The organism is Tardiphaga sp. 172_B4_N1_3, from assembly GCF_052076035.1.
GTDB lineage: Bacteria > Pseudomonadota > Alphaproteobacteria > Rhizobiales > Xanthobacteraceae > Tardiphaga > Tardiphaga robiniae.
Genome location: NZ_CP197238.1, coordinates 5,181,469 through 5,207,151, shown reverse-complemented (window position 1 = coordinate 5,207,151; position 25,683 = coordinate 5,181,469). Strand labels below are relative to the sequence as shown.

General features: G+C 59.8%; 20 protein-coding genes. 6 read left to right on the top strand and 14 right to left on the bottom strand.

All coding sequences use genetic code 11. The annotated features are described in order from the left end of the window. Window positions 1–9: 9 nt before the first annotated feature. Window positions 10–897 carry a LysR family transcriptional regulator gene (locus AB7783_RS24690; RefSeq protein ID WP_441279038.1) on the top strand — a complete coding sequence of 296 codons (888 nt, stop codon included), beginning with the start codon at window positions 10–12 and terminating at the stop codon, window positions 895–897. A gap of 16 nt (window positions 898–913) precedes the next feature. Here the strand turns inward: AB7783_RS24690 and AB7783_RS24685 are convergent, their stop codons facing one another. The 9 genes from AB7783_RS24685 to AB7783_RS24645 are packed head-to-tail and all read right to left on the bottom strand — an operon-like array spanning window position 914 to window position 9,748. After that, window positions 914–1,360 (bottom strand): SRPBCC family protein, encoded by a 447-nt coding sequence (locus AB7783_RS24685; protein WP_441279037.1) that lies wholly within the window; start codon window positions 1,358–1,360, stop codon window positions 914–916. Window positions 1,361–1,388: 28 nt separating this feature from the next. After that, a complete protein-coding gene (locus AB7783_RS24680; protein ID WP_441279760.1) occupies window positions 1,389–2,093 on the bottom strand; it encodes an ABC transporter ATP-binding protein in 705 nt (234 codons plus the stop codon). Beyond that, on the bottom strand, window positions 2,086–2,841 hold the full coding sequence (locus tag AB7783_RS24675; RefSeq protein WP_149529404.1) for an ABC transporter ATP-binding protein: 756 nt from the start codon (window positions 2,839–2,841) through the stop codon (window positions 2,086–2,088). Before AB7783_RS24675 ends, AB7783_RS24680 begins: the two co-directional genes overlap by 8 nt. Then, a complete protein-coding gene (locus AB7783_RS24670; RefSeq protein ID WP_441279759.1) occupies window positions 2,838–3,791 on the bottom strand; it encodes a branched-chain amino acid ABC transporter permease in 954 nt (317 codons plus the stop codon). The genes AB7783_RS24675 and AB7783_RS24670 overlap by 4 nt, the downstream gene beginning before the upstream one ends. Before the next feature lie 50 nt (window positions 3,792–3,841). Further along, window positions 3,842–4,708, bottom strand: a complete 867-nt coding sequence (locus AB7783_RS24665; RefSeq protein WP_441279036.1) for a branched-chain amino acid ABC transporter permease — start codon at window positions 4,706–4,708, stop codon at window positions 3,842–3,844. Between the two features lie 18 nt (window positions 4,709–4,726). Then, on the bottom strand, window positions 4,727–5,977 hold the full coding sequence (locus tag AB7783_RS24660; RefSeq protein ID WP_441279035.1) for an ABC transporter substrate-binding protein: 1,251 nt from the start codon (window positions 5,975–5,977) through the stop codon (window positions 4,727–4,729). Window positions 5,978–6,006: 29 nt separating this feature from the next. Next, window positions 6,007–8,379, bottom strand: coding sequence for a xanthine dehydrogenase family protein molybdopterin-binding subunit (locus tag AB7783_RS24655; RefSeq protein ID WP_441279034.1), 2,373 nt, complete (start codon window positions 8,377–8,379; stop codon window positions 6,007–6,009). Next, window positions 8,376–8,888: a (2Fe-2S)-binding protein gene (locus AB7783_RS24650; RefSeq protein WP_441279033.1), complete on the bottom strand. Its 513-nt coding sequence runs from the start codon at window positions 8,886–8,888 to the stop codon at window positions 8,376–8,378. The genes AB7783_RS24655 and AB7783_RS24650 overlap by 4 nt, the downstream gene beginning before the upstream one ends. Beyond that, on the bottom strand, window positions 8,885–9,748 hold the full coding sequence (locus AB7783_RS24645; protein ID WP_441279032.1) for an FAD binding domain-containing protein: 864 nt from the start codon (window positions 9,746–9,748) through the stop codon (window positions 8,885–8,887). Before AB7783_RS24645 ends, AB7783_RS24650 begins: the two co-directional genes overlap by 4 nt. Window positions 9,749–9,898: 150 nt before the next feature. Here AB7783_RS24645 and AB7783_RS24640 point away from each other — a divergent pair, with 150 nt between their 5' ends. The 4 genes from AB7783_RS24640 (at window position 9,899) to AB7783_RS24625 (ending at window position 16,306) form a co-directional block, all read left to right on the top strand. Beyond that, window positions 9,899–10,570 carry a TetR/AcrR family transcriptional regulator gene (locus AB7783_RS24640; RefSeq protein ID WP_231078470.1) on the top strand — a complete coding sequence of 224 codons (672 nt, stop codon included), beginning with the start codon at window positions 9,899–9,901 and terminating at the stop codon, window positions 10,568–10,570. Between the two features lie 584 nt (window positions 10,571–11,154). Beyond that, window positions 11,155–12,771: a calcium-binding protein gene (locus tag AB7783_RS24635; protein WP_441279031.1), complete on the top strand. Its 1,617-nt coding sequence runs from the start codon at window positions 11,155–11,157 to the stop codon at window positions 12,769–12,771. Between the two features lie 242 nt (window positions 12,772–13,013). After that, on the top strand, window positions 13,014–14,813 hold the full coding sequence (locus AB7783_RS24630; protein WP_439078972.1) for a type I secretion system permease/ATPase: 1,800 nt from the start codon (window positions 13,014–13,016) through the stop codon (window positions 14,811–14,813). Window positions 14,814–14,917: 104 nt separating this feature from the next. Further along, the gene (locus AB7783_RS24625) at window positions 14,918–16,306 is read left to right on the top strand and encodes an HlyD family type I secretion periplasmic adaptor subunit (protein ID WP_441279030.1); all 1,389 of its coding nucleotides are present in this window, start codon (window positions 14,918–14,920) and stop codon (window positions 16,304–16,306) included. A 175-nt stretch (window positions 16,307–16,481) separates the two neighbouring features. On the opposite strand, the gene AB7783_RS24620 is transcribed toward AB7783_RS24625, so the two are convergent. From AB7783_RS24620 to AB7783_RS24610, 3 genes are read right to left on the bottom strand one after another with little or no spacing between them, the layout of a single operon-like run. Beyond that, window positions 16,482–17,102 (bottom strand): type VI secretion system-associated protein TagO, encoded by a 621-nt coding sequence (locus tag AB7783_RS24620; protein ID WP_441279029.1) that lies wholly within the window; start codon window positions 17,100–17,102, stop codon window positions 16,482–16,484. Beyond that, window positions 17,099–18,121 (bottom strand): TAXI family TRAP transporter solute-binding subunit, encoded by a 1,023-nt coding sequence (locus tag AB7783_RS24615; protein WP_089266912.1) that lies wholly within the window; start codon window positions 18,119–18,121, stop codon window positions 17,099–17,101. Before AB7783_RS24615 ends, AB7783_RS24620 begins: the two co-directional genes overlap by 4 nt. Window positions 18,122–18,176: 55 nt before the next feature. Beyond that, window positions 18,177–19,451 carry a hypothetical protein gene (locus AB7783_RS24610; protein ID WP_441279028.1) on the bottom strand — a complete coding sequence of 425 codons (1,275 nt, stop codon included), beginning with the start codon at window positions 19,449–19,451 and terminating at the stop codon, window positions 18,177–18,179. Window positions 19,452–20,077: 626 nt separating this feature from the next. Between AB7783_RS24610 and AB7783_RS24605 the strand changes: the two genes are divergently transcribed. Next, complete coding sequence (locus AB7783_RS24605; RefSeq protein ID WP_441279027.1) at window positions 20,078–20,605, top strand: DsrE family protein; 528 nt, start codon at window positions 20,078–20,080, stop codon at window positions 20,603–20,605. Between the two features lie 63 nt (window positions 20,606–20,668). Here the strand turns inward: AB7783_RS24605 and AB7783_RS24600 are convergent, their stop codons facing one another. Beyond that, window positions 20,669–23,398, bottom strand: coding sequence for an AMP-binding protein (locus AB7783_RS24600; protein WP_441279026.1), 2,730 nt, complete (start codon window positions 23,396–23,398; stop codon window positions 20,669–20,671). Between the two features lie 112 nt (window positions 23,399–23,510). After that, complete coding sequence (locus AB7783_RS24595; RefSeq protein ID WP_441279025.1) at window positions 23,511–25,676, bottom strand: oligosaccharide flippase family protein; 2,166 nt, start codon at window positions 25,674–25,676, stop codon at window positions 23,511–23,513. Between the last annotated feature and the right edge of the window lie 7 nt (window positions 25,677–25,683).

The window sequence follows — 25,683 nt, the reverse complement described above, 5'->3', positions numbered from 1 at the left end:
AGTCCGGCGATGGATTGGGACAAAGTTCGGATTTTCCTGGAAGTCGCCCGTACCGGCCAGATTCTGGGTGCCGCCAAGCGGCTGAAACTCAACCATGCGACGGTCGCGCGCCAGCTCACTGCGCTGGAAAAAGACCTCAAGACAAAGCTCCTGAACCGGCAGACGACGGGCTCGTCGCTGACGCCATCAGGGGTTGCCCTTCTGGCCGCCGCAGAGCGCGCCGAATCCGAACTGCTCAAGGTGGGATCGCAGCTGACATCGGCCGCCGACAAGGTGGCAGGCACGGTGCGGATCGGCGCGCCGGATGGGCTCGGCAATTATTTTCTGGCCGACAGGCTCGGCGGCTTTGCCGCAGCCAATCCGGATCTGATCGTCCAGCTCGTGGCGCTTCCCCGCACATTTTCGCTTGCCAAGCGCGAGGCCGATATCGTGGTGACGCTGGAGCGACCCGACGAAGGCAAGCTGATCTGCACCAAGCTCACCGACTACACGCTCAGCGTCTACGCGTCTGAGGACTATCTGGCTCGGTCGACGCCGATCCGCGAGCCCGGCGATCTCGCCGACCACCTGCTGATCACTTACATCTACGATATCATCTACAGCCGCGCGCTGGACTATGCATCGACCTTCAGCGAACTGATCACCCGCCGCTTCGAATGCGGCAGCGTGGTCGGCCAGCTTGAAGCAGTTCGTGCCGGCCACGGCGTCGGCATCCTGCACGACTATGCGGCGCAGCTTTATCCCGAACTGAAGCGTATCCTGCCAGCCAGCCGCTTCACGCGAAGCTACTGGCTGGTGTCACATCCTGACACGCACGACACCAGCCGGGTCCGTGAAGTCCGCCGCTATATCGTGGCAAAGGTGCGCGAGGCGCGCAGCCAGTTCGTCGTGCAATAGGCCACAGCCGCTGCACTCAGCTTGCGGAAACGACCGCGCCGAATTTGGTGAAGAACTCGCCGGCCAATTTCTTGGCGGTGGAGTCGATCAAGCGCCCACCGAGCTGCGCCAGCTTGCCGCCGATCTGGGAATCGACCTCATAGTGCAGGATCGTTTCACTGTCGCTCACCGCATCGAGCCTGATCGCAGCGCCGCCTTTGGCGAAACCGGCGACACCGCCAGAGCCTTCACCGGTGATCCTGTAGCCGTTCGGCGGGTCGAGATCACTCAGCGTGACCTTGCCCCCGAACGTCGCTTTCACCGGGCCCACCTTGATCACGACCGTTGCCGTCATCTCGGTCGGTGACGTCATATCCAGCACCTGACAGCCGGGAATACACTGCTTCAGCACAGCGGGATCGTTGAGCGCGGCCCAAACCTTGTCGCGCGAGGCCGGAACGGTTTGGCTGTCTTTCATCTGCATGGGAGTGACCTGTCTGCAAGCATGCGCGTCAGACCGCGCAATAACGTTCCTGGATTTCCTTGTCGGCAAGCAATGCCGCTGAGCTGCTCTCGTAAACGACCTCGCCCTGGTCCATGATGATTGCGCGATCAGCAAGGCGCAGCGCCCATTCGACATTTTGCTCGACCAGTAACAGCGTGACGCCCTGATCGCGCAGCTTGCGGAACAGCACGCCCATCTCCTCGACCAGCACCGGCATGATGCCCTCCGACGGCTCGTCGAGCAGGATCATCTTGGGCTTGGCTATGGTCGCGCGCGCGATGGCCAGCATCTGCTGCTCGCCGCCGGACATGGTGACGCCTTCCTGATCGAGGCGCTCCTTGAGGCGCGGAAAGCTCTCTGCGATTTCCTCGATGGCTTCGCGCTCGTCGATCTTCCCGCGGCTGGCAACGAGACCAAGCTGGAGATTTTCGCGCACCGTGAGTCCCGGAATGATCCGGCGCTCTTCGGGCACATAAGCAAGGCCGAGCCTGAAACGATCATGGGCGGGCATCGACGTCAGGTCGCTGCCGTCGAATGTCATGCCGCCCGTGGTTTTCGACATCAACCCCATGACCGAACGGATCGTGGTGGTCTTGCCGGCGCCGTTACGGCCGACCAGCGCGACGACTTCGCCCTGCGCCACCGAGATCGAGACCCCATGCAGCGTATGGCTGGCGCCGTACCAGGCGTTCAGGTCTTTGGTTTCAAGCATAGCCATCGTTCTGTCCCAGATAGACGCGACGAACCTCGGGGTCCGTCTGAATGTCGTGCGGCGTGCCATCAGCGATCAGCCGGCCATGGTGCAGCACCAGAATCCGGTCGCTGAGGCCGAGGATCATCTTCATCTTGTGTTCAACCAGGAGGATGGTCCGCTCCGCCGCCAGCTTCTCGAGCAGAGCCACCATTTCCTTGGTCTCTTCCGGACCCATGCCCGCGGTCGGCTCGTCCAGCAGCAGCACCTCCGGATTGGAGATCAGCGCGATGGCAATCTCCAACGCACGCTGCTGGCCATGGGCTAGAAACTTCGCGGTCTCGTCGCGCTTGGCGACCAGACCGACGGATTCGAGCGCCGCATCCGCCTTAGCATCCAGCTCGGTGAACCTGTTGCGGTTGGTCCAGATATTGTAGCGCGAGCGACTGGCCTGCGCAGCGACACGAACGTTCTCGTGGACGCTCAGATCGGGAAAGATGTTCGTGATCTGATAGGAGCGTGCGATGCCGCGATGCACGAATTCGTGCTGCTTCGTGCCCTTGAGATCGTCGCCCTTGAAGCGGATTGATCCGCTGGACGGCGTCAGCACGCCGGACAGCACATTGAAGAACGTGCTCTTGCCGGCACCGTTGGGGCCGATGATGGAGGTGACGCGGCCCGGCCGGAACTCCGTCGTCACGCCTTGCAGCGCGACGAAGCCGCCGAACCTCACTCCGATATCGTTGACGGCGAGAAGCGGCGCGTTCATCGCATGACCTTTGTGAGAAATGTGCCCCAGATGCCCTTGGGCAGAAACAGCACGAACAGCACGAAGATGGATCCGACGATGATCTGCCAGTGCGACGTCCACAGCGAGAACACGTCTTCCATCACCAGGAACACCAATGCACCGATGAACGGGCCGAAGAAGCTGCTGGCGCCGCCCAGCAGAGTCATCATCACGATCATGCCGGAGGACAGGTAGTGCAGCGAATCCAGCGGCACGAAGGCCAGATGCAGCGCCGACATAGTGCCGCCAAGCGCGCAGATCGTGCCTGACAGGGTAAATGACAACAGCTTGGTGCGCTCGACATTGTAACCGCAGGTCCGTGCGCGACGCTCGTTCTCGCGGATCGCCTCGATGGCGGCGCCGAAAGGTGAATTGAGAATGCGCGAGACCAGCCACAGTGCTGCGGCGGCGAACGCCATCAGCACATAGTATTTGTTGACCGGATCGAGGAAGTTAATGTCGAAGCCGAACAGATTGATCTTGTTGACGGTGAAACCGCGCAATCCGTTCTCGCCACCTGTCCAGGACGGCGTCTGGAGCGCCACGTAATAGACGAGCTGCGCGAGAGCAAGCGTCACCATCGAGAAGTAGATGCCGCGTGTGCGCGTGGACAGCGCGCCCATAACGAAGGCCAGCAGCGCACCGCCAATAACGCCCATCAGCACCGCGAGATACCAGGGCACACCGAACTGGCCGATGGCGATACCGGTGACGTAAGCCCCGGTGCCGACAAAGGCTGCATGGCCGAATGATAGCAGGCCGGTATAGCCGAACAGCAGATTATAGCCGACGGCGACCGTGCCGTAGATCAGGACGTTCACCGCCAGCGCCTTGGACGGCAGTAGCCACGGCAGCAGGCATAGCGCGAGGATCGACAGCGGGACGCGATATTTGATCACGAGTGATTTGAAGCGTGCAGGCTTACGCATGCTTGCAGAAGGGGAAACGGCGAGCGCCGGGGATGTCATGGTCCGCTCCGTTACGCGAGTTTGCCGAACAGGCCTTGCGGCCGGATCAGAAGAACGATGGCCATCAATGCGAACATCACGATGGTCGCCATTTCCGGTGCGAACAGCGCGGTCATGCTGATCACGACGCCGACCAGAAGACCCGCGATGATCGAGCCGACCAGCGAGCCGAGGCCGCCGATGACAGTCACGACGAAGGCTTCGGCCAGCACCAAGGCGCCCATCTCGGGATTAACTGACCGCATCGGGCCGGAGAGCACGCCGCCGAGCGAGGCGAGACCGACACCGAGCCCGAACACCAGCAACCAGACCTTGCTGATATCGACGCCGAGCACCTTCATCATGGTCGGATCGCGCGCGCCGGCGCGCACGATCAGGCCGAATTTGGTCTTCTCCAGCCCCATCCACAGCAGCACCACGACCAGGAAGACGACGCCGACAACGAAGATGCGATAGATCGGAAAGAATCCGACGCCGAGATCGACCACGCCGGTCAGTGACGACGGCGTGGGAAACGGAATGCCGTCACTGCCGAACACGATCCGCACGCCTTCCACCAGCACGTAGCTGAGGCCGAAGGTGAGCAGAAGCGGATCGTCGATCGAACGGCCGTAAAGTGGACGTATCAGGACATATTCGATCGCCATCCCGAACAGGCCGATCATGATGGGGGCAACGAGCAGCCCCCACCAGAAGCTGCCGGTCAATGAGGCAACCCATAGCCCGGCATAGGCGCCGACCATGAACAGCGCGCCATGCGCGAAGTTCACCACACCAAGCATGCCGAAAATGATCGACAGGCCGAGCGCGGTGATCACGAGGATCGCACCGAGGGCAACTCCGGAGAAGAGTTGCATCAGAATGAGTTCTGTATCCATGGACGACGAATGCTTTCGTTAGGCCGGGAAGCCGAGTTCAGTGCAGCTGCGCAGCACGCTTTCCGAAGCCGGCTCATTGGCCACGATGCTGAACAGATCGCTGTCGCCCTTCATATCGGCCTTCTTCTTGGACTCGAGCACGAGCACCGACTGGACCGACTGGTGATCGCATTTGCGATAATATTGCGGGCCCTTGGCGACATCGTATTTCAGGCCTTCCAGCGCCGCGATCACCTTGTCGGTGTCGGTGCCGCCGGCCACCTGCATCGCCTGCAGCAGCGACGAGACGCCGGTATAGCCATAGGCGCCGTAGTCGGTCGGGATCGCGCCGCCATTCGCCGCACGATAGGCATCGTTGAATGCCTTGGCGCTCGGCAACTGGCTCTCAAGGCCCCAATAGTAATTTGAACCGCCAACGACACCTTCGAACACTTCCGGGCTCACCGCCAGCCGCTGATTATGCAGCAGCACAGGCACGACGATCTTGGCCTGCTGCTTGAGGCCGAAATCCACCGCCTGCTTGATGGAATTGGCCTGATCGCGGCCGAAATTGCTGATGCACAGGATGTCAGGACGCATCGAGCGCAGACGCGGCATGAAGGTCGAGTAATCGGCCGCACCGAACGGGTGCATGATCTCACCAACGGTCTCGGCGCCGATCACGGCCTGCGCACGCTTGAATCCGCGCAGCATTTCATGGCCATAGGCATAGTCGGCCACGAGATGCGCAACCTTGGTGCCCTTCTTGAAGGCGTGCCGCGCCACCGCGCCTGCGGTCATCGTGGGATTCAGCGCTTCGTGGAAGGTGTATTTGCTGAAGTCCTTGACCTCGTTGATGGTGTCGGACTGGCTGATCGAGACATAAAGCACGCCGCGGGCGCGGGTGACTTCATTGACCGCGAGCTGCACCGCGCTGGACAGTGATCCGACGATCGCATGCACCTTGTCTTTTTCGATGAGCTCGAGCGTGCGAGTCGCCGCCTCGCCGCCATTGAGCTTGTCATCGCGCACCAGCAGCTCGATCTTGCGACCGTTGACGCCGCCCTTGTCGTTGAACTGCTTGACGGCAAGCTCTGCGCTCTTGACCTGATCCTTGGCTTCGGCAGCGAACGGGCCGGTCAGCGGTGTCGGAAAGCCGATGCGGATCGTGTCGTCGGCCGCGCGTGCGACCCACGGCATGGCGACGATGCTCGCGCCGGTGCCGAGCGCGGCCAGCACATTGCGGCGTGAAATATGATTGCGTTTGGTGTCTCGAATGTCCTTCGTCATGATGTCCTCCGTTTGATTTCTTTTATGGGTCAGATGTGTCCAAGCGCCTTGAGTATTCGCGCCGGTGTCATTGGCACCTGCGCGACCGTGCCTCCGAATGGCTTCATCGCGTCATTCATCGCATTAAGCGCTGCTGCCGATGCCGCAGCCGTACCGGCTTCGCCGACACCCTTGGCACCGAGCTGGGTATCCAGCGTCGGCGTCTCGACATGTCCGATCTCGATGTCCGGCATCTCCACCGCCATCGGCACGAGATAGTCGGCGAGCGAACCATTGGTGAGCTGGCCGTTGTCTCCGTAGACGCATTCCTCGAAGAACGCCGCGCCGAGCCCCTGCACGACGCCGCCGCGGATCTGCTCATCGACCAGCAACGGATTGATGACACGGCCGCAATCCTCGACCACCCATAGTTTGAGGATCTTGACCAGACCGGTCTCAACGTCGAGTTCGAGATGACAGGCCTGGACACCATTGGTGAAGGCAAAAGGATAACCCTGCGGCGCATAGTGCTGCGCGACGGACAGCTGCGCCTGGGTGCCGGGCGGCAGTGTATCGGAACGGAAATAGGCGATACGCGCGATCTCGGCGAGTTCGATGCGCTGCTGCGCCGTCGCGGCATCGACGATCCAGCCACTGTGGATGTCGAGCTTCTCCGGCTCGTCCTGCAGGATGGCCGCAGCCACGGCCAGCACATTGGCCTTCAGCTTCTTGGCCGCCTGCAACGCCGTTTCGCCGCCGATGCCGGCGCCACGGCAAGCATAGGTCGCACCGCCATGCGGGGTGGTGTCCGTGTCGCCTGTCATCACCTTAATGCGATTGCTATCGACGCCGAGATGTTCGGCGACGATCTGCCCGATGATGGTCTCGGTGCCCTGCCCGAGTTCGGTCACCGAGATCGAGCAATGAACATCCCCTGACGGCGTGATCTTGATGATGGCGCCATCCTGCGACGAGATGCGCGCACCGCCGACGCCATAGAAGGCCGGGCCGGGATTGGTGATTTCCACGAAGGTGGCGATACCGATACCGCGATGAATGCCTTTGGTCCGCAGCTCGGCCTGTTCGGCGCGCAGCCGGTCGTAATCCATCATCTCCCGTAGCTTAGCGAGACAGGCGTGATGCGACAGCGCCTCGAATTGGTATCCGGTCGGCGACGTGCAGGGATAGGCATCGTCGGGGATCAAGTTGCGGCTGCGGATGTCGAACACATCCTGCGCCGTCTTGTCGGCGATCATGTCCACCAGACGCTCGGTGACGGTGCAGGCCACCGGATGCCCAACGGCGCGGTACTGGCTCATCTGCACCTTGTTCTGGAACACCACCTGCAGATCGGCCCGGTAATTCCTGAACGTGTAAGGCGCGCCCATCAGGCGGTAGACCTGATTGCCTTCGACCACACTGGTGCGCGGATAGGCAGAGAAAGCGCCGATGCCGGTAACGTCCTCCACATCCATCGCCAGGATGTTACCCTCTGCATCGGCCGCCATGCGGGCGCGGACGCGGTGATCGCGCGCATGGATGTCCGACACAAAGGATTCAATACGGTCGGCGACATATTTCACGGGACGGCCAAGCATCATGCTGAGTCCGACCACCGCCATGTCCTCGTGATACATGTGCAGCTTCATGCCGAACGAACCGCCGATATCCGGTGCGATCACGCGGACGCGGGATTCAGGGAGGCCGTAGTGGCGGGCATAGATGTCTTGGAACTGATACGGCGTCTGCGTCGCATGATGCACCGTCAATTGCCCTTCGCTGGCATCGTAATCAGCGATGATCGCGCGCGGCTCCATGGTGACCGCCGTATGGCGGCCGAAGTGAAACTCCTCCTCCACCACATGCGCGGCGCCGGCGAAGACATCCTCGACACCACCGGTATCGATCTTACCGTGGAAACAGAGATTGCTGCCGAGTTCCGGTGAAATCACCGGCGCATCCGGTGCGCGCGCAGCGTCGATATCGACAACGGCGGGCAGTTCATCGAACTCGATATACACCGCCTCCGCTGCATCTTCAGCCAGTGCGCGCGTATCGGCCACGACCGCGACAACCGCCTGGCCGGACCATACGACCTTGTCGATCGGCAACGGCAGCTGCGGCGGTGACTTCATGCCCTTGAAGTGATCCATGGTACCGATCCATGGCGCGCACAGTTTTGCGAGATCCTCGCCGGTAGCCACCAGTCGCACGCCGGGCATCTCGCGCGCCGTCGTCGCATCAATCGAGACGATGCGGGCGTGCGCATAAGGACTGCGTACATAGGCGACATGCAGCATGCGCGGCAGCGTGATGTCGGTGACATAGCGTCCACGGCCGGCCAGCAACCGCTTGGCGTTGGGGCGCGGCACCGAGCGGCCGATATAGGAATTCGGACGGTCAAGTGGGGTCAGCACGCTCATACGCCGACCTCCTCGGACGCCTGAGCAATCACACCAGCATCGCGGTCGCGCGCGACCTTCTCGATGGCATCGACGATGGCTTCATAACCGGTGCAGCGGCAGTAATTTCCAGATAGCGCGTCGCGAATTTCCTCACGCGTGGGCACGCCCGGCTGTGACAGCAGGCTATGCGCGGTCATCAACATGCCGGGCGTACAGAAGCCACATTGCAGGGCATTACGCTGATGGAACGCCTCCTGGATGTCCGCAATCACCGCCCGATCACTGAGACCTTCTACCGTCTCGATGGCCGCCCCGCTCGCCTGCACCGCGAAGGTCAGACAAGAATGTACGACGCGGCCATCCAGAATAACCAGACAGGCGCCGCAAACGCCCATCTCGCAGCCGGTATGGGTGCCGGTCAGTTCCAGCGTCTGGCGCAGGAAATCCGCTAGCGTGATGCGCGGCGCGATGCTGTGCGACACTTCTGTGCCGTTCACCGTCATGGTGACATTGACGAGATCGCTCATGCGCCCTGCCTCTCGATCTCGACCAGCAGTCGACCGAGAAGAACGCGCGCAAGATGGCGCTTCATGGCAGGCGGCGCGTGCTCGTCTTCAGGCGGATCGAGATCGTCGCCAACGACGGCCTGCGCCGCAGCGATCGCGGCCTGATCCAGCCTCTTGCCGACCAGACTGTCCTCGGCCTGCCGGGCGCGCAGCGGCGTGCTGCCGACGGAGAAGAACGCAATACGCACCTGTTTGACGACGTCATCGACGAATTCGGCGAGAACACCGCAGCCGACCAACGCAAAGTCGCCACGCCGACGCGCAAGCTCATGAAAGGCCCAGCGATGACTGGGCTGAACCACCGGCACATGAATCGCGACAAGCAGCTCGCCCGGTTCGATCGCTGTCTGAAACAGATCGAGGAAGAAATCGTCGGCCGGCACGCGGCGTACGCCGTCGCGGCTAGCAATTTCGAGCTCGGCGCCCAGCGCCAACGTCATCGCCGGGAATTCCGACGCAGGATCGGCATGAGAGATACTGCCGCCGAGGGTGCCTTTGTTTCGTATAGCCGGATGCGCCACATGCGGCGCGGCTTCGCTGTAGAGCGGCGCGTGCCGGCGGATCAACGGATCGGTCAGCACTTCGTGATGGCGGGTGAGCGCGCCGATGCGCAACCAGTCACCCTGCAGGTCGACACCACGAAGCGTCGAGATATGCGCGATGTCGATCAGCAATTGCGGCGCCTGCAACCGCAAGGCAAGCGCCGGCACGAGGCTCTGGCCACCTGCGATGTAACTCGCATCGTCGCCGGCTTCCTCGAACGCTTTCAAAGCCTCCACCACCGTGGAAGCCCTCACATAGTTGAACGCCCTCGCCTTCAACGTCTTCTCCCTAAACGTCTCACGGACGTCCAGTTGTGACCATTTGGTCGGAAATCTAGAACACGTCGATTTCCCCGGGTCAACTTAAAATGACCATTTGGTCTCTTTTTCGAATTGAGCTATTCAGAACTCCCGCAACGCGAAGCAAAAATGGCAAAAAAGCCCATCAAATCAGTCGAAAAACCACCGCGTCGCAACATGCGCGCGGCGGAGCGCGAGCGCTTCATCGTCGATGAAGCCGTGAAATTTTTCGCGGAACACGGCTTCGGCGGGCAAACGCGCGAACTGGCGAAACGCATGGGCATCACCCATTCGGCAATCTATCGCCACTTCCCGAGCAAAGAGGCGCTGATCGAACGCGTCTATGAAGAGATCTATCTCAGCCGCTGGTCGCCGTCCTGGGCCGGCCTGATCCAGGATCGCACGCTGTCGCTGCAGGCCCGGCTGTCGCGCTTCTATCTCGAATATGTCGAGCAGGTCTTCGAATACAACTGGGTGAGAATCTTCGTCTTCTCCGGGATGAAATCGTTCGACATCACCAAACGGTATCTTCAGATCGTCCGCGAACAAATCATCGAGCCCGCCTGTTGCGAACTTCGTCACGAGTTGAAGCTGCCTTCAAGCGATCAGGTCCCGCTGTCGGAGCGCGAAGTCGAAATGTTCTGGGGTTTGCACGGCCGCATCTTCTATATGGCCATCCGGCGTTTCGTCTACGACACGCCGACACCGGAGCGACTGGACGACATCGTCAACGACGCAGTGAGGGTGTTTCTTGATGGCTCAAAACAGCTGATGCCTGAGCTTGTACAATCGGCATCATGACATTTGTAGCACAGCCACACCGGCAGATTGATCAAGCTGCTCGAGCGCATGAAGTGCAGCTACGGAGCCAGGTTCTGCCGCGGCATTGATGTGACCCGGCACCGGCGCACGCATTTTGCGTCGAAAGAGTGAGATCGCGCCACACCGACATTACGGGCTTTCCGAAGTGCGACGCCCGAAATGGGCACCCGAGGTCGGAGAGAAGCTTGCTGTCGTCGTCACGAGTGCAACTGCAGCAGAGGAAAGCGAAACGCGCGTCACCGAGTATCATTTCTCTCAGCGATACTTATGCGCGCTTGTGTAGTTCCTTCACCGCATCGGGACTATCGAAAAGTACCGCTGCGAACAGATTGAATCGTTACGCACCGTGCTAACACTTCTCTGATACCAGCCTCCAAGTTTTAGCACAATAAACTCACTGTTTCGTCCGGTGCTGCGACAAACTCCCGCCTCAAACGTAAACAAACGTTAATCCATGGGCGCTTCGATCAAAGCTAACGCAGAACTGTAGTTACATACCTGCATTTACTTTTACGAAGATTCTTGGGGGCCTCGTCAACGTACTACAATACAGGGGAACGGTATTGGCAACATTACACTACGCATCAGGCGACAACATCGACGCACAAGGTAACTTCACCCCAGCTCAAGCAGGCTTCAATCTTGCCGACGTTTCGTCGGTGGAGCAAGTGAACGCTTTGCCGGCAGGCGTGAGGGGCCTCGTCTGGCTCGATCAGGGTGACGGCGTCACCCAGAGCTTCATCGACGCTGTGAAACCTTACATCGGTAATCCCAACGTCTACGGTTTCTTCCTTAAGGACGAGCCAGATCCCACGGGGCAGTGGAATACCCTCGTGACCGCTGCAAACCTGAAGGCTGAGTCCGATTGGATTCACGCCAACGTTCCGGGTGCGAAGACGTTCATCACCATGATGAACATGGGATCTTCGGATAATCCCAGCTTCGCGAATACGTACACCCCGGAGAACACCCATATCGACCTCTTCGGAATCGATCCGTATCCGGTGCGGTCGGATAGCTCGACAGTCGACTACAGCATGATTGACAAGGCTGTCGCTGCCGCCAAAGCCGCCGGAATTCCGGAGGCCAGCATCGTCCCGGTATTTCAGACATTCGGCGGCGGTAACTGGGTCACCGATCAGGGTGGTCACTATGTGATGCCGACCGCCGCGCAGGAACAGCAAATGCTCGACCATTGGGCATCTGTCGTTCCCAATCCGGCTTTCGACTACGCCTACGCCTGGGGATCGCAGAACGGAGACGTGGCGCTGGAAAACTCGCAAGCGCTCCAGAACGTATTCCTGCAGCACAATACGAGCACGACGACGGATTCGACGTCGACTGGAAGCACGACTCCGGTTGACACGTCGAGCAGCAACCCGACGACGCCGGTCGATACGTCGCATAGCGGCACCTCGACGGATACGACGTCTTCGAGCGATTCTTCGACGACGCCCACGGCCTCTCAGCCAACGACGACGGCGCCGACCACCGATACCAGCGGCTCCGGGCACAACCACCATCACAAGGCTGACTCCTCCCAGTCGACAGATGGAAGCACATCGTCCGGTTCCGGAGGTGGACACCATCACCACGGATCCGCGGCAAACGCGTCCGTGAGCACTGCAACGGATACCGCTTCCAGCAGCGTTACCGACACAGCGTCGGTCGACACCTCGACTGCGCCCACGACCACCGAGCCAACGACGACGGCGCCGACCACCAACGCCGGCCACTCCGGGCATAACCACCATCACAAGCTGGACTTCTCCCAGCTGACTGATGGAAGCACATCATCCGGAGGTGGACACCATCACCACGGATCCGCGGCAACCGCGTCCGTGAGCGTTGCAGCGGATACCGCTTCCAGCAGCGTTGTCGACACCTCGACTGCGCCTACGACCACCGAGCCGACGACGACGGCTCCGGCCACCGACGTCGGCAACTCCGGGCACAACCACCATCACAGGCTGGACTTCTCTCATCTCACGGATGGGAACAAATCTTTCTGGGGTGGTCATCATCAGCACGCATCCGCTTCGCCCGCTGCAACCGCAGCAGCGACGGCTGCAACGGATACGGCTTCGAGCGACGTCACCGACGCAACTCTGGCGCCGCATCTGGATCTCGCCAGCCTCCACAACAACCATCACGTGGATCACCATTCGTGGCACTGGTAAACCCGCAGAACTGAGTCTGCGACAAAGAACGACATATGCGCGGTGATCCGCGCATATGAAAGCGACTTGGGGGGCCTTCATGGCCCCCCATTTGGGGATCATCGCGGCCAGTATGGTCACGAGAGGAATGCCGTCTCGCGCAGTGCGGGATGTGTTGAGTACGAGTGCCCTCGCACTCGCTTTTCCGTATGTAATTTCTCTAACCGTTTGTGCCGTCCGATCCGGGCGGCCTGGATGCACACATGTATACTTCAGCAAGACCGCCCGCGCTTGCGGACGCTTTCCGCCAGATACGTCCAGGCCTGCTTGCCGCTGGCGGGCTGTCTATCTTCATAAATCTCCTGGTGTTCGTTTCGCCGCTTTATACGATGCAGATCTACGATCGCGTGCTGACGAGCCGAAACGCGATGACGCTGTTGCTGCTTTCGCTGATCGCGCTCGCGCTTTTCATCAGTTACGCAGCACTCGAGCACTTTCGCAGCCGTGTTCTCGTGCAAACCGGAATTCGCTTCGACCATTTGCTGTCAGGAGAAGCTTTCGAAACGGCTCTCGCGCAGGCAGTGCGCACAGGAAGCTCGCATCATGTTCAGCTGTTGCGCGACGTCGACACATTGCGCGACGTTCTATCCGGCGGCGTGATCACGTCTCTGATGGACGCACCCTGGACTCCGATTTTTCTCGGCATGTGTTTTCTGCTTCATCCGTCGATCGGCATGGTTGCTCTGACAGGCGCGCTGGTCATCCTTGCGCTCGCCTTTCTCAATGAGCGCGCCACCAAAGCGCCGCTGATGGCGGCTTCGTTCAAGAATCTCCACGCTCTGGACCGATTGACGTCCTCGCTTCGTAACGCGGAAGCGATCCGTGGTCTCGGAATGGGGCCTGCCATACGCGCCGCCTGGGGCGTCACGCATGGACAGGCGCTCGTTGAAAGCGCCAAGGCCGGAGAACGCGGCGGAACGCTGCTCGCAATCTCGAAATTTCTGCGGATGGCGATTCAAGTGGCGATTATGGGCGTCGGGGCCTACCTGGCAATTCATCAGGAGATTTCGGGAGGCGTTCTCTTCGCTGCCTCGCTGATCATGGGGCGTGCGCTCGCACCGGTAGAGGCGGCCGTCGCGCAATGGAGAGCGTTCGTGTCGGCGCGGACGTCTTTTTCCCGCCTCGACGAGGCTCTGCGGACGCGGGCGACGGAAAGACAACCGACGCGATTGCCGCCCCCGGTCGGCAACATCTCCGTCGAGGCTTTGACCGTTATGGTACCGGGATCGCAGTTGGCGGCGATTTCCGATGTCAGTTTCCGGCTGTCACCTGGCGAAGTTGTTGCGATCGTCGGTGCGTCCGGTTCCGGAAAATCTTCCTTAGCGCGCGCGCTGGTTGGAGCCTGGCCAGCCGCACAGGGTTGCGTACGCGTCGATGGAAATGACATCCGGCATTTCGAGGCCAGTTTCCTTGGACAAAGTTTCGGTTACTTGCCGCAGGATGTTGAATTATTCGCCGGGACCGTCCGCGACAACATCGCTCGCTTTCGTGACGGCGCGTTGGATGAACAGGTTGTCGAGGCGGCGCAGCTGGCTTCGGCGCATGCCATGATCCAGCGGCTGCCGCAGGGCTACGACACTGTCATCGGGGAAAACGGGGCGGGTCTTTCCGGCGGCCAGCGACAACGCATCGGGTTGGCCCGCGCACTTTTTGGCAGGCCCGTCTTTGTCGTGCTCGATGAACCGAACGCCAATCTGGATGGTGACGGCGATCGTGCTCTGGCTGACGCCATCCAAATGCTCCGTAAGCAGCGTGTGACGATCGTGATCATCAATCACAGACCAAATCTCCTTTCATTGGTCGACAAGATTGTTTTCATGCATGACGGACGCATCGGGCGCGCGGGTACGCGCGAAGAGCTTCTTCCCTTGCTTCTTGGTGAGACCGTTGCGCCCATGCGCCGCGAACCGCGGATCGCAACAGAAAGCCACCGAGTTGATGGGGCCTCGCGTCATGCGCCGTTCCCAAGTTCGGCTCGGCCTGTCCATGTCACGAGGCAATGATGAAGATTCCAAAATTGCGAGCAGAGATTGCTGCTCAGGACGAACTGGCGCGACTCCTCAGACGTTTGAGCGATGGCGGCCACGCGTTTCGCAGGCCTGATGTCTTGCAACGATTTATGGAGATCAAGGCGCGGTTGCTGATCTGGCTATCAAAGGTATGGCTGTCGATATCCCCGAATCGCGACGCCGGGAACGCAAATGGCGGCCCATCGGGCGATTGGCGCACTCCGGCGAGACGCGGCTTTGGCATCGTGTTCCTGACCTTCGTTGTGTTTGGTGGTTGGGCTGGCCTGGCCTCCATCGACGGTGCCGTCGTGGCTGCGGGCTCGATCGTCGTCGAGAGCGACCGTAAGTCCGTTCAGCACCTGGAAGGTGGCATCGTCCAAAGCCTGATGGTGAGGGGCGACGCGCATGTCGAACAGGGACAGGTGCTGTTGCGACTCGATCCAACACAGGACCGGGCGCGGGAGGAGATGGCGCGTTCGGCCGTGTATTCGGCAATCGCGGAAGAGGCGCGTCTGCTTGCGGAAGCCGATGGGGCCGATACGATCACGTTTCCATCCGAACTGACGCAGAAGGCCTCCGATCCCTCTGCGCAGCGTGCCATGGGTGACCAGAAGCGGCGGTTCGAGGAACGCCGCGTCGCGCGAAAGATCGAGGTTTCGATCCTTGAAGAAAAGATCGGACAGGCGCAGCGCCAGATCCAGGGAAACGCTGCGCAAAGCAAGGCTGCACGCGCGCAGTTCGAGAGCATGGCGCAGGAATATACCAAGCTCAAGCCGCTCGCCGACCAGGGGATTGTTCCGTTCGCGCGGATTGCGACTCTGGAGCGTTCCAAATCCGATCTTGAGGGCCGAATTGGTTCATACGACGCCGACATCGCGCGCTTCGGACGGATCATCGACGAAGCACGGTTACAGATCAATCAGGTCGGGCAGAAAGTTCTGGAGGAAGCCACCGGTAAGCTTGCCGACACCCGCGCTCAGCTCGCCGACGCGCGCGAGAAGCTGCGCATGGCCGCAGACGTTCTCGGTCGAATGGACGTTCGCGCATCTCGCTCCGGACGTATCGTCAATCTGAAAGTCCACACGGTCGGCGCGGTGATCAAGCCGGGCGACGTCTTGATGGAAATCGTACCGGACAACGACGTCCTCGTGGTTGCCGCGAAAATATCCTCTCTCGACGTCAATCACGTACAAATCGGTATGCCCACGGAAGTTCGGCTTCCCTCGTTCAAGGCTCGCTCGACGCCGATCGCCATCGGCGAAGTTCTTTCGGTGGCAGCTGATGCGCTTCGCGACGAAGCCACGCACCAGCCTTACTACGAAGTCAAAGTTTCAGTGCAAGTGACCAAATTTCCCGACAAAATTCGCGAGAAGCTCAAACCCGGCATGATGGCCGACGTCCTGATCGCGACTGGTGAACGCACCGTTCTTGCCTATCTCATGCAACCGATGACCGATGCGATACGGCGTGGCATGCGGGAGGACTAAGGAGGCCAACCGGCGTCGCGACTTGCCTAAGCCTCGCCGCGGCTTGGTTCAGTTCAGCACAACCGTCGTTGCCGCAATGCCAAGACATTGAAGATGTTGGAGCGTTGAATGGACGAGAGGGTGCGAAGGGCAGCTGCGAACTGGTCGCGTTGTCCTGCACTCGTACGCGCGTCGGTCAGGGCGCGGGCCAGTTGCATGCCGTCGCCATCTTGCGTCGGATGGCATTCAAGCCGACCAATTGAAACGTACTTTCATATGCCGGACCTTTCCCAACGTGGACTTTAACGAGAAGCTGGCTACCATCCGGCATTGAACGGAGCAAGCGGACGACGTCGCCTGGAAAGGCAAGACTTTTCCCCACTTCTATGGCTCTCCAGCGCTGTTCAACAGCCGGCTCTTCGTTGATCCGGTGCGCGACCTTCACCTCACCATCCGGGACCTGCTTCCAGGACCCCTTTGTGGAAATTATCAACTCCGTGCGATGGGCGCGACAATGGATGGCGAGCGCGGAGGCAGCATTTTGCGATGCTGTGCGCGCTGTCATCAGCGCCTCAATCTGCGGCTGATAATCCACCGGAGAGGTGGTCTCGCTGATGATCCAGTTCGGACTTGAAGACGGCGTGGTAGCGTGGGTTTCGGTCATCTCCCCCAACAGCTCATCGACGCACTTCAAGCGCTCCATGCCTTCAAACTGTGAGCAGGTCTTCAGGCGATCTATGGCGCCACCGGTTTGAGCACACACAGTCTGGCTCATAACCAAGAGCACAGCCAGACCGAGAGTACCCGTGTCCTTCATGGGGACCGTCCCGCTGTTACGGCTTGCGGAAGATCAAGCCATTCCTGCGCCGGCTTAAACCGGCCGAGGCTCGGCACGCTGGCCCGCAGATTGACCTCTTTCCATTTCGGATCGAAACCAGGGGACTGCAACCGGTCGAAGCGACCAAACAGGTGATCGACAAGGCGCGCCACGCGCCGGTATCGGTCAGACTGTTGTGGCCAGTTATAGGCCGCAAGAATGGTGGGGACTGCAATCGTCGCTATCCGCTCACCTTTCGGCACCAGACTCGGATAGTCCGCCGCATCGATAGACGATGGAAGATAGTAGTCCTCAAATTTGGCGCCGTATTCGACGGGGAGGAACTTAAATCCGGGATCCCAGCGTCCCTTCAGAAAAGCGTCGACGGGCTTTGACGTCACAAACACAACGGCCGCGATTTCTCCGCGCTTCATTTGCTCCAATGCGACCTGGTGCGGAATGAACATCTTTTCCACGTTTAGTCCCAGCCGACTGAAGATCAGCGGACCGGAATAGGCGGCTGCCGTACCTTGCGTATTGAAATTGACCTTTTTTCCCTTAAGCTCTTCGAGCGACCGGATCTCCGGGCGGACGAATATGTGCAGTTCGGACGGAAAGAGGTTCAGAACGTAAACGATGCGCCGTTCGATAGATGGAACTTGAGCTTTATATTCCTCAAGAGCATCCGTGTTGATGATCGCCGCATCAACGCCTCTAAGATACAGCAGCGAATTGACGTTTTCCGTTGCTCCGCGCGTCACGATCGGGAGGACGTGAAGCTTATCCTCCTCGTTTACGACGCGAGCGATCTCTGCCGCGAGACGAAGCGGAGCCCCTTCAATGAGCCCGCCGGCGAGGCCGACAGTCCATGCATTGATGCGCTCTTTCGCGGCCGTTTCGGTCCTTTTCACCGCCGCCATAGCCTGCGTCTCGCGCGTCGGGAGAGATTGGGCATTGGCAGCCAGTTGCAGCCCGAACGCCGCTAATGCCATAGCAAATGAGAACTTGATGAGCGACATGCGAGTCTCCATTCTCGGAATGACCATCTAGGGCTGACGCGTCAGGAGCAGGCTGCTATTTCAGCGACTCAATCCTCGCCTTCGCATCCTCAATGCCGCCCGCCTGTGCCTTTTCATACAGTTCGAGTGCCTTTCTGGAATCACCGTGGACCCCACGTGCGCTCCACGATTTCAGCACGCGGGCGTCGTAGGTCTCCGCGAGCATAAAGGCGGCTCGCGCGCTACCATGTCCAAGAGCGTGTTCAAGCAATGGGCGCGCCCCGCTGATGTCAGCTTGCCGGAGCAATGCGTTCGCCCGAACAAGCAGTCTCTGTTCGTCCGCCACAGAATAGGGAGCGACACTCGCCAGCACGGTTGCCTCTGATGCCACGGGGACTTTCGGCTCCACACTTGGCACGGCTTCGCGAGCGGTCGACCGTGCTTGCGGTCGCGTTTCCAACACGGACGATCGTTCCGCATATGAAGCGACGGCCTGAGTGGAAGCCCACTGCGGCAAGGCGCTCTTTCCCTCGGTCGTCTTCGCACGGGGCTCCGCCGCGCCTTCGTTCCGGCCAGTAGGGGCGGGTTGGCGCGAAGCGAGAGTCTGAGAAGCACTCACGGCAACAAGCTGCTGGTTTCGAGCCTCCAGTTGGTTCTTAACAAGAGCAAGCTCCTGTACAAGTGCGTCAGCACGCTCGCGCTCGCTGGCAAGAGCTCGCTTCTGCTCTGCTGCCGTGGTGTTGCTGGCCTCCGTCACCCGAAGCACCTCAGCGTGTGCCGCCGCGAGGCGGCTGGCATGCTCCTCGATCTGCTGACGCGCCGAGGAGAGCTCGCGGGCGACTGCCTCGGTCCGGCTGCGCTCCTTTGCAGATGCGCGCTCTTGTTCGACCTTCGCAGCCTCGACGATCCGCGCAGCCTCCGGCGTCGCGGCACGCGCCGCGTCGAGTTCGGTCCGGAGAGAGATCAATTCACGCTTGAGGGCTTCCGTCCCGTCTTGCTGCTGTTTGAGCTGCTGTTCGAGCGCCTGCTTTTGCTCGATCTCTGCCGCGGTGGCTTTTGCGGCGTCCGAAGCTGCGATCCGCACCGTATCGAGTTCCGCCCGAAGGGAAGCAAGGTCATGGGCGGGCGCGTCTGCCTTCCACCGCTCCTGCTGTTCGAGCGCCTGTTCTTGCTTGATCTCTGCCTCGGTGGCTTGCACGGCTTTCGAAATCACGATCCGCGCCGCGTCGAGTTCCGTCCGAAGGAAGGCAAGCTCACGCATAAGGTCGATTGTTTTGTCTCGCTCCTGTTCGAGCGCTTGCGTTTGCCTGATCCCTACCTCGATGGCCTGGGCAGATTCCTTGCCTGCCACCCGCGCCGTCTCGAGTTCCGCCCGGAGGGTCGCAAGTTCACCCGCAAGGGCGTCTGCCCTAGCTCGCTCTTGATCAAGCGCCTGTCTTAGCGTGGTGCCGGTCGCTTCAGCCGTCGACTGGGCCGCATTGAGTTCTGCTCGGGGGGGCGCGACAAGCACAGGTGCAAGGGCTTCAGCCCTGTTCCGCTCCCGTGTTTGAGAAGATTCGGAGGCCTGCGCGCGGAATTGGCTTTCACCGCATAGCCCATCCTCCGCAGCCCCAATGAAGGCCCACAGAATGCAAGCTCCTACTGCAGACGAGGCACGCGCAGCGGTTCTGCTTGTTGCGCGGGAGCCCTCAACAGCTTTGGATCGCGGTAGCCAATGCGATGCTACCTCAACTGCCTGTGACCACATCGTGACAACTCAGGTGAGCTTTTATGTGTGTCCATTTTGATGACACAGCCTTCATCGGCCGTTTGTCGATGTAGCAATGGAAGTAGTCACAACGAGGTAGGCGCACCAATCGCGGCAATTAAGTAGATCACGCCTGCATTGTCTGAACCATTGTTGACCCGCCTGTTCGCGCGCGATTACGCTATCGCGCACACTTGAGCCCGCACTCCCAGCACACTCAAGGAAACAACATGAACAGATCACTCGTCGTCTTCGCCAGCATGGCCGCCGTTGGGAGTATCTTGATGCTGAGCACCCAAACCAGCGGCGCTGTAGAAATCAATACGTCTGCCAAGACTTCTGCCAAAATGAACGCCAACGCCAAGGTGACCACCGCCGCCATCCGAACGCAGCCACATCGGCTCGTTGTACAGGTTAACGTCAATGACCCCGCAACAATGAATCTCGCTCTCAATAATGTCAGCAATGCAGCTCAGCACTACAGCGAGATCGGTCAAAAGGTTGGGATCGAAGTGGTCGTTTTTGGACCCGGACTGCATATGCTGCGAGATGACACCTCTCCCGTCAAAGCGCGCATCAAATCCATGAGCGAAACCATGCCACAGCTGACCTTTTCAGCATGCGGGAACACCCGCGAGAATATGGCAAAAGCTGAGGCGAAAGATATTCCTCTTATCCCGCAGGCCAAGGTCACCAAATCCGGAGTGGTACGGCTCATGGAGCTGCAAGAGCGAGGCTGGAGCTACTTGCGACCTTGATCCAGAGGGGCCTCTGCGATCTGCATCGCCTAGTTCCAATCTGTTGGATCTGTTGTTCGAAGATCAGGAATAGGACGAGGTGATCGCTCGTTCGATGACCGGTCGGTTGACGGTCAAATGCGGGTCAATCACGAGATCGAGATGGCCGCCAGCAATCGGAATAACCTCCAGTTTTGCAAACAGAGAGTCCCATCCGAGGTGTGCTGGTGACCCTCGCCGGTTGCAAAGGAATAGCGTTCCGGTAATTGGCAAGCGAGGTTTGGCACTCGCCACCCAGCGGCCGAATTCCTGCATCCGGAGAATCTCCTCAAGCTCCAACTTGAGCATGAAGCGGGTGCCGGCCAAACGCGTCCAGATCCTCGCATCGAGAATTCGACAGAACTTCACCTCCCAGTGGAGTCGAGCAACACATTTTGCGATAGCGCGACACAGCATTCGGTACATCGTAACCCGGTGTGATCTAACTCGTTGCAGCGTACGTGACAGGGTCTCCCGATAGTCACTCCTGCGGGGGCCGATATTCGTATCCAGAATGCCCAGAAATTTCACCGACCGGCCTTCCGCAATCAGCCGGGCTGCCACTTCAAATGCGACGCCGCCACCCAGCGAATAGCCGATCAGACGTATGTCGCCGCGAGGATGAACGGCGTTGATCTGTTCCAGCGCCAACGTCGCCATGTGGTCGACCGAGCCGCATCCGGTCAGGGCAGACGTCAGATCCGGGTAGCGGATCGGGATCACATGAGCCGTCTTGCTCAACTGTGCCCCGAACGCCGCCAGACTCGGACCGTAACCTATCGAGCCTGGCAACATCACCAGATGAGGTAGGAGTTCCCCCGCGGCTTGTTGCTGCTGCGATCGGCCACCTGCAGCGACGATCTGAATCATATCGGCTGCGCTCATGTCCACCGTGAAGGCTTCCATATTGAGCTCTTGGCCGACCAGCTCTTCCAGCTCCATCACGCATCGCAGAAGCTTGAGGGAATCGCCACCTGCCTCGTCCCAGCGGCTGGCAACGTCGGTCGTACCTAGGATCCGCGCCCATACCTGCGCCACTATTTTTTCGGCTTGCTTCACTTCACCCGCCCCTGGAGGCTGAGGTGGGGCCGGACCTCTTCGGCTCTTGGTATCCAGCACCTTGAGTTTCGCGACATCTATCTTTCCGCCAGCGAGGCGCGGAAGCTCCGCGATTTCATGCAATCTGGTGGGATGCAATGCGGTCGGAAGCGTCTGCCTGATGACGTCCCGAACGTCAATTGTGAATGTTGCCTTTGCCTCGGCGCCTGGCGATGCAAAAATAACCAGCTCGCTTGAATCGGTGACGATGGCGACGGCGTCACTTACATAGGGAATTCTGCGTACGACAACCTCGAGTTCAGCCGGCTCGACACGCCGTCCATTGATTTTGAGCTGACGCCCCTTTCGTCCCAGCATCTGCATCAATCCGCGCGCATCGACAGTAACAAGGTCGCCTGTCGGGAAGATGCGGCAACCGTCGTCATCCGAGTCAGGCAATGCAGGGAGCACCTGGCCGTTCTCCCAGTAACCAAGCAGCACATGCACGCCCTTGATGATCAGCTCCCCGACCTCGCCGGTGGGCACAGGCACGCCATTGTCGTCGACGACGGCAAACGACATTCCTGGAAGCAAATAGCCAACCGGGGGCATGCCGAAGTCGCTTTCCTTGCAGTCGTCGGAAAGAAACCACTGCGTGCCGGTGGTTTCGGTCGACGAATAGCTGATCTGAATGAAGCAGGAGGGCTTCACGACCTTTCGGACGAGTGCAACATCCGTCCACAGCACCTTCTCGCCGCCAATGCGGACAACCCGGAGCGATTCGAAATCACCGGTTTCACTCGCGGTAATCACTGCCCGCAGAAGAGCGGGAACGATGTAGGTGATCGTTATCTGCTGCGATCGGATCTGACGCAACACGCCGCGAAGGCCAAGGGCCTCGACATCCGCCATATGCAATCTTGCGCCGGTCAACAAGGCCGTGAGCATCTCTCTGGTGCCCGCAATGGTCGTAGGGCCGCTCAGAGGCATGAAGACGTCAGTGGCGTCTATGTGGCATGCATCCGCATATTGCTGGACACGCTGGAGCAAGCTGCGCTGGCTATTCACAACGCCCTTTGGCTGTCCGGTGCTACCGGAGGTATAGAGCACAAGGGCAGGTGCATCCACCGAGACTGGCTCAAGCGATGGGGCGTCATCGAAAAGTTCGTTCGCGTGCGTAATATCGATCCAACGCAGGCCGTCTTCGTCGATCCATTTGGTTGAGCTACTGTCCCCCTGGCCGATCAGTACAGAAATCTGTGCATTTGCAACGATGTGGGCAAGTCGCTGGTCCGGATCGCGCGGATTGAGCGGCACCAGGGGGCGCCCTGCGGCCATACATGCAAGCATGGCGATCGGATGCCAGATCGAGTGGCGCAACAACAGGCCGACGGCCCGCCCCTCGGGAGCCACCGCTGCAATCGCCTGGGCCAGCGTCAAAACTCTGATCAGAAAATCCGAATATGTGATTTGGCGGGTGTCATCGCTGATGGCTACGTTGTTCGGAAATCTCTTTGCCACCGCATCCAGATGTTTGATCGCGGGCACGCCGGCAAATTCGACGCCCATACGATTGAACGGGCGATCGACAGGCCCGCCCAGGTCGAGGGGCAATTCGGGAGGTTTCATCCAGAGGGTTTGTGCAGGCTCGCTTGAATCTCCGGAAAGTGCGCGCCCGCCAGCGAACGTCTTCGCGCGTTTCGCCAAGGATCCATCGGGAAATCTCTGAAGTTGCATGACGGTACTCACCGTTGCGGGATGGAGATCGTAGGCCACACGTCGGCTATTGACGTCCTTCGAGTGAATGATAGGGCTGCACCAATTTTCCGGCCTCTATCCAGTTACCGGGCTATTCAGCGGCGGCGGGCCGACGAAACTCCACAAAGGCAAAGAGCAGGCCGGCCGTCATGTTCACGCGTTTGTAGATGTAGATCGCCATTGCCATGTTCCAGGCTACATTCGTCACGGCCGTCGCAACGGCGGCACCCATCACTCCAAAGAAAGCAATGCCGATCGCACAGGCGACAACGTTCATGATGGCTCCGATCGCCGTGATTGCGGCAGCTGCCCGCTCGTGCCCAGTCATGGTCAGAAGATTTTGCTGCGGACCAGTAGCAGCAGCAAATATCTGTCCGACGACGAGAATTTGGGCGACCGGAGCTGTTGCAACGAATTCCTCGCCAAAAAAGCGGAGTAGCGGTACCGTCAGCAACAAAAGTGGAAGTGCCAGCACGACTGTTCCAGCCAGCGACAGGACAGTTGCTCGGGCAAACAGACTCTGAAGCGCTGCCTCATTCCGATGCGCGTGAAGCTTCGAGACGTTCGGCGAAAAGAAAGTCCCTACTGCCATCCGAGGCAGAACAAGAAAAAGAGCTAAATTCAACCCCAGTGCGAAGATGCCGGCCTCGTGGGCATCGCCGGTCCAGCCGAGGATAATCACGCCGGCGCGGCTCATGAGAACCTCAACTCCAATCAAGATCATGACAGGACAGGCGAGATGCCACCAGTCGCGAGGTGCATAAGCCGGCACCGCCGAGCGTAGTTGTGGCGGCCAAAGCTTCCGCATGCTCAGTCCGACGATGGCTGCTGTGACGGCAGAGCTTGCCATCAAAGCGATCAAAACCGTTGTCGCATCAATTGGCGTGACGTTGAGTGCCACGGCAAGCAGAAGCAGCACGACCATAAGGCCATCCCGAACGAAGCGTTCGGGCGCAATTGCCGAAATGACGCCACCCAGCGCGCGTACCGTAGCGGAACCGAGAACGTAAAGCGCGACCAATGGGACGGTCGCCATGCCAACCGCCAGACTGATAGTCAGCTCCCGATGAAGCGTCTCCGACAGGAATAGTGCGGTGGCGACTCCGCAGATCGCAATCAACATCCCAACCAACAATGATCGTCCGAATGCAAATTGAATAACTCCGCGCGCCAATGGCCACTTTCCGGTCGCGCTATAGGCCGGCACATATCGCAGCAGAACCGTGTTGAACCCGAGTCCCGCGATGTAGGAGAGAAGGGTCGTCCAAGCCAAAACGTATGAATAGATACCGTAACTCGTCGCTCCTATCGTACGGGCAATGACAAGTTGAGCCACGCACGTCAGCCCGGCGCCGCCAACATAGATGACGAATGCCCACAGGCTTGCGCTGGCCATGCGCCGAGCCAGCTCGGGTTGAGCCTGAGCTGTGAAAGTTCCGATCGTCTCGGGCGCCGGCAGGGGTGGCGTGAACTTCTCGGCATAGGGTTCAAAGCTGTTGTCCCCTGGGCCGGGTGACGAACTGACCGCTCCGTTGGGCCTGAACTTACTCGAGACCTCTTCTTCGATACGGTCGAGAGCCCTGGACATCAGGCCGGGATCAAGCGAGTTGATGCAGATCACCCGTTGATGCTCGGCCGCGAGTAATGAGCCAACGTAGTCAGTAATCGGCTTTGCCTTGAGAAAGGTCGCTACGTCAGGCTCGAACCATTTCTCCATGTAGGTTTTTTGGTGTACTCGCTCATGGAGGCGCTTTTCCAACAGCTCCTTCGGAGCATCAAACCGGATCAGCAGATCGGATTGTGTCCTCATGCCGATTGCACGAGCGATCGTCTTCTCGTCTGCTCGGCTAAACAGGGCCAAGGTGCAAACGATCTGCACAAAGCCCTGGTCGAACAAGACGATGCGATCTGACTTGTGCGAATCTCTCCACACGCAGGAGAATCGGACGACGTATTGGCTAAGCCTGATCCACCAAACGGGATTGTTGGGTGGCATTAGTCGGAGCAGGTCTTTCGCTAGACGCAACCCTCGGGCATTTGCGATAGGACGGCACAAGATTGCGATGGTGGCGAAGATCGCGAGAGTGACGCGCTGCAGCGCTGGAAGAAATCCACCAAAGTTCAGAAGATGATTGGATAGATGCGGCAACGTAAGTACGAGGTCGACCTCATACCCGCGGTCACGCAGGCGTTGAGCGAGTGCCTGACTAAAGGTTGTTTTGCCAGCGCCTGGTGGACCGAAGGTCTCGATAATCATGCTGCCC